At 25.0% G+C, this 13,958-nt stretch carries 11 protein-coding genes; 4 read left to right on the top strand and 7 right to left on the bottom strand.

Features of this window, described 5'->3' with window-relative positions; translation table 11 throughout:
• Window positions 1-22 precede the first annotated feature (22 nt).
• Window positions 23-601, bottom strand: coding sequence for a hypothetical protein (locus CRU93_RS09505; RefSeq protein ID WP_129103967.1), 579 nt, complete (start codon window positions 599-601; stop codon window positions 23-25).
• Window positions 602-780: 179 nt separating this feature from the next.
• Between CRU93_RS09505 and CRU93_RS09500 the strand changes: the two genes are divergently transcribed.
• The 3 genes from CRU93_RS09500 to CRU93_RS09490 all read left to right on the top strand — a co-directional run bounded on the left by CRU93_RS09500 (window position 781) and on the right by CRU93_RS09490 (window position 5,390).
• On the top strand, window positions 781-2,907 hold the full coding sequence (locus tag CRU93_RS09500; protein ID WP_129103966.1) for a TonB-dependent siderophore receptor: 2,127 nt from the start codon (window positions 781-783) through the stop codon (window positions 2,905-2,907).
• Between the two features lie 96 nt (window positions 2,908-3,003).
• The gene (locus CRU93_RS09495) at window positions 3,004-3,687 is read left to right on the top strand and encodes a response regulator transcription factor (protein WP_129103965.1); all 684 of its coding nucleotides are present in this window, start codon (window positions 3,004-3,006) and stop codon (window positions 3,685-3,687) included.
• Window positions 3,687-5,390: a sensor histidine kinase gene (locus CRU93_RS09490; protein WP_129103964.1), complete on the top strand. Its 1,704-nt coding sequence runs from the start codon at window positions 3,687-3,689 to the stop codon at window positions 5,388-5,390. Before CRU93_RS09495 ends, CRU93_RS09490 begins: the two co-directional genes overlap by 1 nt.
• Window positions 5,391-5,399: 9 nt before the next feature.
• Here the strand turns inward: CRU93_RS09490 and CRU93_RS09485 are convergent, their stop codons facing one another.
• The 6 genes from CRU93_RS09485 to CRU93_RS09460 all read right to left on the bottom strand — a co-directional run bounded on the left by CRU93_RS09485 (window position 5,400) and on the right by CRU93_RS09460 (window position 12,419).
• Complete coding sequence (locus CRU93_RS09485; protein ID WP_129103963.1) at window positions 5,400-7,499, bottom strand: TonB-dependent receptor; 2,100 nt, start codon at window positions 7,497-7,499, stop codon at window positions 5,400-5,402.
• Window positions 7,500-7,594: 95 nt separating this feature from the next.
• A complete protein-coding gene (locus tag CRU93_RS09480; protein WP_129103962.1) occupies window positions 7,595-9,298 on the bottom strand; it encodes a sensor histidine kinase in 1,704 nt (567 codons plus the stop codon).
• The gene (locus tag CRU93_RS09475) at window positions 9,295-9,984 is read right to left on the bottom strand and encodes a response regulator transcription factor (protein ID WP_129103961.1); all 690 of its coding nucleotides are present in this window, start codon (window positions 9,982-9,984) and stop codon (window positions 9,295-9,297) included. Before CRU93_RS09475 ends, CRU93_RS09480 begins: the two co-directional genes overlap by 4 nt.
• A 50-nt stretch (window positions 9,985-10,034) precedes the next feature.
• Window positions 10,035-10,523 carry a hypothetical protein gene (locus CRU93_RS09470; RefSeq protein WP_129103960.1) on the bottom strand — a complete coding sequence of 163 codons (489 nt, stop codon included), beginning with the start codon at window positions 10,521-10,523 and terminating at the stop codon, window positions 10,035-10,037.
• 10 nt (window positions 10,524-10,533) lie between these two features.
• Complete coding sequence (locus CRU93_RS09465; RefSeq protein WP_129103959.1) at window positions 10,534-12,096, bottom strand: PepSY domain-containing protein; 1,563 nt, start codon at window positions 12,094-12,096, stop codon at window positions 10,534-10,536.
• A 2-nt stretch (window positions 12,097-12,098) separates the two neighbouring features.
• Window positions 12,099-12,419, bottom strand: coding sequence for a hypothetical protein (locus tag CRU93_RS09460; RefSeq protein WP_258238882.1), 321 nt, complete (start codon window positions 12,417-12,419; stop codon window positions 12,099-12,101).
• A gap of 142 nt (window positions 12,420-12,561) precedes the next feature.
• Here CRU93_RS09460 and serS point away from each other — a divergent pair, with 142 nt between their 5' ends.
• Window positions 12,562-13,806 carry a serine--tRNA ligase gene (gene serS / locus CRU93_RS09455; RefSeq protein ID WP_129103958.1) on the top strand — a complete coding sequence of 415 codons (1,245 nt, stop codon included), beginning with the start codon at window positions 12,562-12,564 and terminating at the stop codon, window positions 13,804-13,806.
• The last annotated feature ends 152 nt before the right edge of the window (window positions 13,807-13,958 follow it).

Raw genomic sequence — 13,958 nt, 5'->3', positions numbered from 1 at the left:
AATTTATATTTTTTTTATAAATTTAAAATGGATTATTAAGAAGATGAGATTTATTTGTATTGTATCTTATAAAAGTTTCTTCTATATACCTTTTATAATTATTTTTATTTATACCTCTAAATTTTTTTAATCTTTGGGAAATATAATCATTTATATTTTTTGAAGAGTTTATATATCCTAGTATAAAGTATGAATCTCTATTTTTATTGTAAAGAATTTTTACTGCATTTGCTTTTTTATGATTTTTTAGTTTATTTTCAATTTCTTCTTCTATTAGTATGAATAGTTTTTTGTTTTTTGAATCATCTATATCTAGAAAATAGTAATTGTTTTTATCTTCAATATAATAAAAGTTTATTTTATTAAAACTGTATGAATTCAATATAATGCATTCTTGTTCAACATTTTTTATATTAAATCTATTTTGTGTTTTATTAAGAAGTGAATTTCTAAAATCTTTATAATATTTATTTATTGTTTGTCTACTAAGGTTTACTTTTTTTGCAGTATCGCTTGCTGTGAAATCATATATAAAATATTTGTAAATTTCTTCTATTTTAGTTAGTTCTATTTTTGTTGAATTTAAATTTTTAAGTATCATAATGATAATCATATTCAAAAAATATGTGCAAAAAATGTGGAAAATATAAAAATTATTAAAACTATTTTTGCTTGTCATGATAGCAAAATTTCTTATGTTTTAATAAGTAAAATTAAGAAATAATTCCAAAAGATTAATTTTGATAATTATTATCGCAAAAATACACAAGGAGCAAATATATGAAATTTAATAGAAAAAATTTCATTAAACTTTCTTTATGCACAGCTTTTATTTTAACTAATAGTTTATATGCAAAAGAAGAAAATAAAATAGTAAAAAATAGTAAATCATTAGGTTCTGTTGAGATTGTTTCTTCAAATAATACAGAAGACACAAAATCATATACTGTTGATAGTATGAGAACATCAAGTAAATTAAATTTATCAATAAGAAACACACCTCAATCTGTATCTATTTTAACAACACAGCAAATGAAAGATCAAAATATTACTTCATTTCAAGATTTAATGGAAAATGTATCAGGTGTAACTATTAATAGATGGGATGAAAGAATCTATCCTTATGCAAGAGGTTTTAAAATTGATTATTATAAAGTTGATGGAATGCCTTCTCATGCAACAATTGCAGATAATGATTTTGATTTAGCAATGTTTGATAGAGTTGAAGTTGTAAAAGGTGCAAATGGATTAACAACAGGTGCAGGAAATCCTGCATTGAGTTTAAATTTTGTAAGAAAACATGCAACAAGTAAAGATTTTAAGGGAAATATATCTTTATCAGGTGGTTCTTGGGATAGGTATAGTGCAATTGCAGATATTTCAACACCTTTAAATAGCGATGGTAGTGTAAGAGCAAGAATTGTTGCAAAACATGAAGATAAAAAATCATTTATGGATAAATATCAAAAGAAAAATGACTTTTTCTATGGTGTAATTGATATGGATTTAACTGACACTACATTTTTATCTTTAGGTGCAAGTTATCAAAAATTAGATAGAGATGGGATAAGATGGGGAGGATTACCTGCTTTTTATACAGATGGAAGTAGAACACACTTTGACAAATCAGATACGGTAACTGAAGATTGGACATATTGGAATAGTAAAACAAAAAACTATTTTGTAGATTTAAAACAGTTTTTATATGATGATATTACTTTTAATTTATCATATTCTCATAAAAAGATTTATAGTGATACTGCATTATTATATTTTGGTGGAAGAGTTGATAAAAGTACAGGTCTAGGTGTAGAATATACTCCTTTGGCATATACAAATGACCAGTATGATAAAGAGGATAATATTGATGCATATATCTCTGCACCATTTACTCTTGGTGGTTTAGATCATGAGGTTATTTTAGGATATATGTATAACAAAAAACAAACAGTTTATAATGACTGGGGATATCCTTCTTTAGCTGGTTCTTCAATGAATTTTAATCATATAAATATACAAAAACCAAAATTTGATTATTCAAGTGATACAGCTACTAATAAAACAGTACAAACGGGTATGTATTTAGTTGGTAAATTTTCACTTTTAGATACTTTAAAACTTATTACAGGTGCAAGACTTTCAGATTGGGAATATGAAAGTGCTGATGGAGTAGGAAATAGGGAGTTTAATAATGAAGTAACACCTTATGTTGGTTTAGTTTATGATATAAATAAAAATCACTCAATTTATGCAAGTTATACAGAAATATTTAATCCACAAGATAAAAAAACAACAAGTGGAAGTTATTTAGATCCGATTGAAGGGAAAAATTATGAAGTAGGTATAAAAGGTGAATATTTTGATGGGAAATTAAATGCTTCTTTAACTATTTTTAGAATAGAACAAGATAATGTAGCTCAAAAAGATGGAGATAAAAAAGTAATTGGTTCATCAAAAGATGCATTTAAAGCAGCAGAAGGAGTGACAAGTAAAGGTTTTGAGTTTGAATTAGCAGGTGAAATTACAGATAATTGGAATATCAATTTTGGTTTAGCAAACTTTGAAGCAAAAGATGCAAATGGAGATAAATTTGCAACATACGCATCAAGAACAACTGCAAATTTATTTACAAAATATAAATTAAAAGATTTAAGTTTAGGTGCAGGCGTAAAATATAATAGTAAACAGTCGAATAAAACAGAATATGGAACAATTAAACAAAGTTCAACTGTGATTGCAAATGCAATGGCAAACTATAAAATAAATAAAAATTTAAATCTTCAATTAAATGTAAATAATATATTTGATAAAAGATACTATTCTGGAATTGGAGAGGGCGGTTCAGATAATAGTATGGTTTATGCAGATCCAAGAAATGCAACTTTAACATTACAATACTCTTTTTAATTAAAACAAAACCACAAAAGTGGTTTTGTTTCTACTCTTAAATATACTAATGATAATCACTATTACTATTTATTAAAAATATTGTATAATATTTTTATGTTAAAAAATAAGTACAAAAAATTAAAAATACTTTATATTGAAGATGAACAGAACATAAGAGTAAATGCCGTTTCTTATTTAAAAAGATTATTTGATGAGGTTTATGAAGCAAAAGATGCATTTGAAGGTCTTGAAAAAATAGAAAAATATTCTCCTCATCTTGTAATATCAGATATAAAAATGCCTAAATTAAGTGGCCTAGAGATGATAAGAAAAGTAAGAAGAAATAATAAAAATATACAATTTATTGTTTTGACTGCATTTACAGATAAGAACTATTTACTAGATGCAATTGATTTACATTTGGTAAAATATCTTACAAAACCAATAAAACATGAAATAATTTTCCCTTTATTAATTCAGTGTGCAAAAGAGATATTTGAAGATGTTAATAACAGAAAATATTTTACCAAAAATTGTTATTTTGATATTGTAACAAATGAATTAAAAATAGAAGATGAGTATATAAAACTAACAAAAAATGAAATACTTTTTTTAAAGATTTTATGTGAAAACTCTTCAAGAGCTGTAACTTATGAACAAATACAAAATTATATTTGGTATGATGAATATATGAGTGAAAATGCAATTAGATTATTAGTTAGAGATTTAAGAAAAAAACTACCAGTACATTGTATTAAAAATCAGTCAAAAATCGGCTATAAAATAGAGTTATTATAATGAAAATTTTGCTTTTTATTTTACTTTTTATAGTAAATTTATATGCTTCTAAATTTAATGTTATTGAAAATGTATATATTTCAGAAGATTATAAAAGCTTTAAACCTGCTAATTATTTTGAATATAGGCATAAAATAGTTGATAAATTTTTAATTAAAGTTGTTTTAAATAAAAAGAATTTGACTAAAAAAGCACTATATTTAAATATTGTAAGCGATGATAAAAATTTAGTTTTTTCAAATATAAAACTAAAAAAATATAACCATCTTTTAATTAGTAAAATAGATAAAAATACACCAAAAATTTTGTATTTTAAATATGAGTATAAACAACCTAAAAGACCTGGGTTTAGGTTAAAAATGATTACTGATTTTGAATATAAATATATATTACCTTATGAAGGCATGATTTATGGTTTAGCATATGGAATAATTTTTTGTGCTTTTTTGTACTATTTTATAATATATTTTTCAACAAATAAAAAATGTTTTTTGTATTACTCTATTATGCAGTTTTTTGTACTCTTATCTTTGATGGGATTTGTATATTTTTCTTATAAACCTTATCCTTCAATATTAGGTCAAGCAATAGTTGATATTTTTGAAACTAGTGGATTTTTATTTACACTTCTTTTTGCAAAAGAGATTTTAAATATAAAAAGAAAAATGCCTATAATTAATAAATTTGTTAATTTCTTTATTTTTCTAAATATATTTGATTTAGTTCTTATTGTAATTTTTAAATATTCAATTTTGTATGAGTATATGCATTTTTATGTAAGTTTTTTAATACCTGCAGTTTTAGGAATATTATCTGTTTTAAAAGGTGATAAAAATGCAATTATTTATACTATTGGTTGGAGTTTTATGGCTATTTTTATAGGACTTGCAGAACAGATGTATTTTTCAATTAGTGGAATATATATTATTCATTTGGTGGCTCCCATGGAATCTATAATATTTAGTGTTGCATTAGCTTTTACTTTAAAAAAAATAGTAAAAGAAAAAAATGAAAAAGAGAAAATGTTAATTCATAAAAGTAAACTTGCTTCAATGGGAGAGATGATAAATAATATTGCTCATCAATGGCGACAGCCTTTAACACATCTAAATTATATAAATATGAATTTACAAGTTGCTGCACAATTAAATGAATTAGATTCAAAATATGTACAAATAAAAGTCAAAGAATCAAATGAACAGATTGATTTTATGTCAAATACAATTGAGAGTTTTAGTAATTTTTACAAACCAACAAAAGCAAAAGAATATTTCAATATTTCAACCGCAATAAAAAATGCAGTAGAGATAATAAGACCAGTTCTTGAACTTCAAAAAATACAAATAAATTTAGAAGTTTATGATGATAAACAATTATACTCTTATGAAAACGAGTATTCGCAAGTTATATTAAATCTAATATCAAATGCAAAAGATGAATTAATTAAAAAACAAATTGAAAATCCTAATATTAATATTTGCATTAATCTTGAAAATAAAAAAAGTATAGTAAAAGTTTGTGATAATGCCGGTGGAATAAATAAAAAGATAATTAATAAAATCTTTGAACCATATTTCACTACAAAAGATAATGGAAGTGGAATAGGGCTTTATATGTCAAGAACCATCATAAATAACCATTTTAATGGTGAAGTACTTGTTGAAAATATTAATGATGGTGCTTGTTTTTATGTAGTTGTTTAACTTTAGATATTACCAATAATATCTAAAGTTTAATCCTACAACTCTTTGATCTCCCATTTCATATTCATCTGAACCATAGTTGTTTATTTCGTAATTTTTATCAAATAAATTATTTGCATAAACATATAAAGCCCAGTCATCTTTTTCATAACCAGTTTTGACATTTGCTACATAATATGCATCAATTTTTCTTTTGTTTGCACTATCTCCAAATTGTGAGCCAATATAGTTTATATTTCCACCAATAAAGTATCCACTTGAATTTCTATAATTTGCACCAATATTAGCTGTAATATTTGGACTTTTTATTAAATATTTGCCTTTATAATCATTTGCTCCATCTTCATAGTCATCATATGTAGCTTTTAAATAACCAACATTCCCATATAAATCTATTTCATTATTAACTTGATATTTTGAGTCTAGTTCAATACCTTTAAGAGTTGATTTACCAGCGTTTACTACATTTATATCAAATGGGCTACTAGAGTTACCTTGTTCTGAAACTTGTTGATCTTTCCAAGTTGTATAGAAAATATTTGCATTTAAAGATAGTTTTTTATTTAACCACAGTGATTTAAAAGACAGTTCATAATTATTTGTGAACTCTGCTTCATAATCTTTTGCTAATGCACTAATTGGATTTACAGACATTCCTCCTGGTCTATAACCTTTAGAATAGACAAAACCTGTATGAATATTTTCATTCCATTTATAATTAAATCCTATTTTAGGTAAAAAGTTAGTGCTATGTTTTTTTGCATCAATATTCCCATTTGCAAGTGAAGCTAACCTAGAATCAATAATAGGATTTAAACCACCTAAATTAGTAGTTCTTTGTGCATCTATATCACTACTATTTTCTCTTGTATCTCTATCTAGCCTTGCTCCTAATATTAAAGTTAAATCATTAGTTAAATAGTAATCTGTATTAAAATATATCGCACTATTTTTAAATTTTTCTTCTAAGTCTTGTTGGTAGCTTAATAAAAGTCCAGGAACTCCAAAAGTTGAAGTACCATTTAAATCTGTAACTTTTCTATCATCTGTTCCTTTCCCTTGTGAGTGATAAAGACCAATTACACTTTTAGAGTTTTCTGCTTTGTAGTTAAATCTTATTTCTTGATTAAAACTTTTATTTCTTCTATCCATGTCTGCTAGTGAATTTCCATCAAGTTTATCAAAATCACTTAATCTATCTAAAGTCTCATCTGTAAAACTTGTAATTGATTTCATTGACCAGTTCTCATTTATTGGATAGTTTACTTCAATTGAGTGAGAAATTGCATCAGTATTATAATGACCATCCGTATTCCAAAGACTTTGTCTATCTTTTGTAACATTTGTATTTCCAGAATCATCATAATTTAATTTACTCAAATTTAATAAAACAGTTGCATCATTATCAAATTTATATAATAATTTTCCTCTTATATTTGTAATTTTACTTTCATTAAATTTGTCACCTCTAATATTACTATTAGTTACAAATCCTCCTGAATATTTGTGATCAACAGATAGTCTAAATGCTAAATTATCTGTAATTGGTCCAGTTTGCATAACTGAAAATTGTCTATTGTTATGAGTTCCATAATCAACTTGAACTGCACCATTTGGAATAAATTCAGGATCTTTTGTCTTTAATACTACTGCTCCAGCTAAGGCATTTCTTCCTTGTGTTGTTGATTGAGGTCCTTTTATAACTTCAACTTGTTGCATATCCCAAGTTGATATTGCACCTTGTTTTGAGGCATTTGAACCTTGAGAAACACCATCAATTGATACATCAATAGTTCTAGGACCCATATATGTTCCTGCTATACCAACCGTATTTACTCCTCTAATATTAAAACCATATTTACCAGAACGGTTAATATTTGATGTCTGTTCAAAGATATCATACATATCATTTAAACTACTACTATTTAAAAAATCAACATCATTAAAAACTTGAATACTTGAAGTCTCTTCTTGTAAATTTTTTTCTAATTTACTTCCTTGTATTATTACTTCACCTAAATTTTGATTATCTTTTGCATAGATACTATTTGCAGTACAAACACTAATTAGTGCTGTAGCAAATAGATTTTTAAAGCAATGTTTTCCCATAAATTTCCTTGTGTTACTTTATATATTAATAATCACTATTGATATTGTTTGATGATTTTAATAAAAATTAGTGTCCTAGTTATGTCTTTTTTGTTTTATATAGAAATTTTAAAGCATGCTCCTTCTGAATTGTTTTGTACAGTTATTTCACCTTTTAAATGTGATTGGATAATAACTTTACTCATATAAAGGCCAATTCCACTTCCATTATTTTTAGTAGTAAAATAAGGTTCAAATATTTTATTGATAATTTTTTTGTCAATTCCTTGTGCATTATCACTTATCTGTAAAATAGCCTCATTTTTTTTATTGGTATTTAATCTAATAATAATATTAGGTGATGAAATTTTTCTTTGTGTTAGCACATCTTTTGCATTTGTTATTAGATTTAAAATTACTTGAATCAATTCATTTTTATAAGCAGATATTTTTTTGTCTTTTATAATTTGAACATCAATTTTTATATTATCTTGTAATAGACTATTTTTTATTATATTTATAGAAGAGTTGATAGCTTCACTTATAAAAAAGCTCTCTTTTTTCCTATTTGGCTGATAAAAGCCCTTGAAATTATCAAGAGTTTCAGACATGAAATTTATCTGTTTTTTTGAGTCTTTTACTATCTCATTTAAATAGTCATTATTTACATCATTACTTTTTATTGCCATTTTTAAATCCATATTAATAAAAGATAAATTTGTCAATGGTTGTCTCCATTGATGAGCAATATTATTAATCATTTCACCCATTGAAGCTAGTTTACTTTGTTGTATTAACATATTCTCTTTTTGCTTTTTTTCATCGCTACTTAGCTTTAACTTATAGGCTAATGCAAAACTTAAAATAATTGATTCAAGTGGTAATCCAATGTGAATAATATATAAGTTATTTATATAAAAAATATCATGTTCCATCATGGTTAAACATATAAAAACTACAAGCCACCCTAGAAAATAGAATATTGCAACCTTTTGACCTTTTAAAATAGATACAAAACCAGCAAAAACTAAAATAAAAACAATAATTGAACGGGGAATGTAATTATAAAGTTGAGAGTATCCAGTTATTAATATAACTAACAAATCTACTAAACTCAAATAAATTAGTAAATTTAAAAATTTATCTATAAGTTTGAGATTCTTTTTACTATTTAAAATCTCTTTTGAAAATAGTATCATCATCAAAATGCATGTTGTTTCAAAAAAATCTGATAATATTTCTTGAGTTTTATTAATATATGATTGTTCTGCAAGGGTTACTGCATAATATAAAATAAACACTAGACAAAGTTGCATTAGACTGTAGTATAAAAAAGATTTTTGTTTTGTATATAAAAATATTGCAAAATTATATAAAAATGCACAAAAAATTATTCCATATGCTAAACCATAAAGTAAATTCTCTTTTTTCTCTATATAGCTATATTCAAATTTATTGTATCGAAGTATTGCAAATTTTAGTTTTTCTTTTTTTTGATAATTAATATTTAATAATATATTTTTGGGTGAAGATTTATCTACTTTTATTATAATAAAAGTAGATAAATCTTTATATTTCATATTAATATTTTTTATATTTTTAGTATCACATATTATTTTTAAATAAAAACTTCTTTTTTTTAAAATATTTTGATTCAATTCTATTTTTACAATCGCTTTTTTTAAAGTATCTTTTTGAAAATCAAAATTTTTTAATTGTATAAAAGCTTTATTATCTACTGAAATATATCTATTTTTTATTAGTAAATCTTTAGCATCTAAAGATAATAAAAATATAAATAATAGTAAAAAAAATCTCATTGTGAATATAAGTTGATTTTATATCCCATTCTTGCAACATTTTCCAATGTGTTATGTGGGAGTTTTTTTCTTAATTTTTTTACTAAAATTCTTAGTGCATTTTCACTCATTACAGAATCATACCAGATATGATTTTCAATCTCTTGGTAACATATAGTTCTATTTTTGTTATTTATTAAAAGTTCAAGAAAATTAAGCTCTTTAGGAGTTATTTTCATTTGATTTTGTTCTAAATATAGATTTTTATTTATAGTATCAAAGTAAGACTCTTTAGAGAAATATATTAGTTTCTGTTCTTGGTTTAAAATATTTTTTACGCAATCGCACAATGCAAGATAAAGTTCATCATGTTTAATGGGTTTTGTTAAATATTTTACAAGATTTAAACTAATTGCATCAAGAAGATACTTAGTGTCTAAAAATGCAGACAGAACAATTATTTGGCATTTAGAATCTACTTGTCTTACTTTTTTTATAAAATCTAAGCCTGAAGATTTAGGCATTTTTATATCAGTTATAATAATTTGTGGTTTTTGTTTTGAAAATACTTCAAATGCTTCTGAAACATTTGATGCTTCATAGGTTTTATTAAAAAGCCTTTTAAAATAAGACATAGCATATTTTCTTATATCTGCTTCGTCTTCAACATACAATAATTTTATATTTTTAAACTCATTTAAACTCATGAGCAAATTTTAACCAATAAATACTTAATATTGATAATTGTTATTATATGTTAAGATTTTTTCAATTCTTCAATAATTTTTTTTGTATTTTTTGCACTAAAATATATGGCTAAAATAATTAATATAAAACCAATAAATAAAAATATAATAAGTGTAATTCCTAACTCATGGTGGTCTTCTTTATTTTTTGATAATTTATCTAATATCTCTTTTGAGGCAAGTTTAGTAAAACCTTCATTTGGTTCAATACCTTTTTTTACAATCTGTTCTTCACCTGCATCAACTACAATTTGATATTGTTCTTTTGGAATATCAACTATTAATTTACTTTCATAAGGGAATCTTTTTTTATATAAAACTTCACCTGAAATAAGAGATTCAAGTCTAAGCATAGCTCCAGAAGCTTTTTGTTTTGTGTCAAATTGAGCATTCACAGTAATTGTGTTATTGTCATTTTTTGTTATATCAACTAATAGTGTATGAGCTTGTAAATTATTATATATAAAAAATATAAATAGTAAGACTTTTATTAAATTCATTTTTTTCCTTTTATACTTTTGCTTTAAAAAAAACTTTTGCTTTTTGTCTATTTGAAGGTAGTTTGATTGCTAAAATTAGAAATAAAATACCTACAATAAATAGAGCGATATTTACATTTAAAATAGTATTCATACTATTTTGTAATAAATTCATGGGAGAGTATCCACTAAAAACTGAGTGCATTAATGGAGTTAAAATAAAAAATATAGCTGCTAAATAGAAGAATTTTTTAGCAGTTTTATATGAATTGATTTCATAAAATGACCATGTATATGTTCCTATCCAAAATATAAAAAATAGTCCTTTTTGAATAATAAGTCTATTTTCTAAATCAAATGGTAAAATCCATTGAAGTAAGAAAATAAATCCAGTTGCAGGAATTACACCAATCATACTTGCAAGGCAAAACTTTCCATACCAATGATAAAAAGTTGTTTTGCCTTCAAATTTTTTTGCTTTTTTTTCTAAAAATAGCATTGTTCCAAATCCAATTGCAAGGGCACAAATTGCCATAATAGTGGCGATTAACAGTCTAATAAAAATATCTACTCCAAAAAGAAGATGTAAAAAATACATACTATCCGTAAAAAGAACTGACCAGTGCTTATCTAATACATTTATATTTTGAATAAGTTTGCCATCAACTCCACTTAGAATTACAGTAGGTTTATTAAATACTCCATTTAAAAATGGAAGTTTTGGATTATATCCACTAAGTTCAACTTGTGCACTTGAGTCTTTCCAGTTTATAAGTTCAATTTTTTCAAAGTTTATATTTGGATTTATTTTTTGTGCTTTTTGTATAAGCTTATTTATCTCAAGCATTTTTACATTATCATTTTTTCTTACAATTTGTTCTTTTTGTGGTTCTAAAACAGGTGCTAAAAGTACACCAATATTTGATGTTTCACCTTTTGATGAAATGTATGTCATTAAAGATGAACCACTATAACCAATATTCATCATTGCTCCTGTAAGAGTCACTATAATAAAAGGAGCAAAAAGCCATGTAAAAATTTTTCTATGCCATTTAGAAAATTTACTTTGTTGATTTTTACCTTTATTTTTATATTTTATAATATTTACTTGTATTAATCCACCAACTATTAAAAACATAACTGCAACTGCAACAAGTCCAAAAAGTATATAACCAAATGTTTTTAGAGGTGCTCCATAATGCATACTATTTAAAAACCAAGCTAGTTCAGAGATATGTTCTTCATCTTTTATTTGCTTGTTTGTATTTGGATTAAAAACAATAGGCTCTACAAACTCATGTGAAATTTTTAATGCAGGGTCATTCTTATATCCTGGAAGTGTGATAATTATATTATTTTTAGGAAAATCAGGATTTGAAATAACAGGATCAATCATAGCAGAGTAATCTATATTTTTTATATTTGCAGTTTTAAAATGTCTTGATGGTTTTTCCCATGTCTGAATATATGGAAGTAAAATAGCAAATATTCCAAAAAATACTGCAATATACATAAATATTGATGTGCATACACCTACAATTACATGTACTCTTTGTAATCTTTGTTTGAAAAGTTTCGATTCAGTATTTGACATATTTACATTCCTATAATAAAAATTGTTAATAATATGCATATAAATAGTGAAGGGATAAATACTCTTTTTAATGCAATTAATTTTGATTTTGACAAAGATATCCATAATGCTACAACTGCCCAAGCAAAAGTATTGAACATTAAAGGTACCACAATTGATTCTCCAGCTGAGCCTGGTATAATAAATACAAGTAAACACATAGATAAATATGATACTAATAACCCGCCAAAGATAGAACAAATAGCTCTAAATAAACCAATTTTATTGCCAGTTTCTTCTTCTAATGACAGTTTTATGTATGTTTTGATTAATAAATCTAACAATTTTAACCTTATCCTTAATTTTGAGAATTATAATCATTTAATATTAAGTAGATACTTAAAACATTATAAATCATGACAATCAAAAAAAGTACAAAGAAAAATTTAGATATAATTGCGAAAATTTAATGGTGAAAGATTAATTATGATTGATATAAAAGCGTTACAAAAGGATTTTGAAGCAACTGCAACTGCACTACTTAGAAAAAAAGTAGATCAAAAGATTTTAGATAATTTAAAGACTATCTCTGAAGAAGCAAAAAGTAAAAGACAAGAGATGGAAAATGTTACTGCTGAACAAAATAAATTATCAAAAGAGTTCGGAAGATATAAAAAAGAGGGACTTGATATTGCACCATTGCAAGCAAGTATCAATGAGTTAAAAAACAAAAAACAAGTTTTTGAAGAAGAAGTGAGAAAATTAGAAGAGCAATTAACTTCAATTGCACTATCTATTCCAAATCTTCCTGATGAAGAAGTTCCTAATGGAGAAGATGAAGAGGAAAATGTTGTAATTGATACAATAGGTGAAAAGCCAACATTTACTTTTGAACCAAAAGAGCATTGGGATTTAGGTGAACAAAATGGTTGGTTAGATTTTGAAAGAGGTGTAAAACTTGCAAAATCTAGATTTTCTGCAATGAGAGGAACAGCAGCAAGACTTGAAAGAGCATTAATTAACTATATGCTTGATTTTAATAGACAAAGAGGTTTTGAAGAGTGGTATGTTCCATTTATGGCAAATTCAAATACTTTACAAGGTACAGGGCAATTACCAAAATTTGAAGATGATTTATTTAAAATTGATGGTGAAGATTTATATTTAATTCCAACAGCAGAAGTAAGTCTTACAAACCTTTATAATGATGAAATTATTTCAGAAGATGAACTACCTTTAATGTTGACTTCTTATACACCTTGCTTTAGAAAAGAAGCAGGAAGTGCAGGAAGAGATACAAGGGGTTTAATAAGACAACATCAATTTGACAAAGTAGAAATGGTTTCAATTACAAAACCAGAACAATCTGATGAGGTATTTGAGAAGATGGTAGGTTGTGCAAGTGATTTATTAACTTCATTAGGATTAGCACATCAAAAAGTGATGCTTTGTACAGGAGATTTAGGTTTTAGTGCAGCAAAAACAATTGATTTAGAAGTTTGGTTACCTGGACAAAATAAATATAGAGAAATCTCTTCAATCTCAAATACAAGAGAGTTTCAAAGCAGAAGAGCAAAAATTAGATATAAAGATGGTAAGAAAAATATTTTAACTCACACATTAAATGGTTCTTCTTTAGCCGTTGGTAGAACATTAGTTGCAATTATGGAAAATTATCAACAAGAAGACGGAACTATTAAAATCCCTGCAGTACTAGAAAAATATATGTAAAAAAAAAGGAAACCTCTTGGTCTCCTTTTTTTTATAAGAAATTCGTATTTTTTATAATGTATTCGCATTTTTATTATCAAAATAATAAATGAGCTTAATAAATTTTCTCTCTTTATATTAATTAGGAATGAGAAATAAAGAGAGAAAGGGAA

The organism is Arcobacter sp. CECT 8985, from assembly GCF_004116495.1.
In the GTDB taxonomy this organism is placed as follows: Bacteria; Campylobacterota; Campylobacteria; order Campylobacterales; family Arcobacteraceae; genus Malaciobacter.
This window is presented reverse-complemented; position numbering and strand designations above follow the sequence as displayed.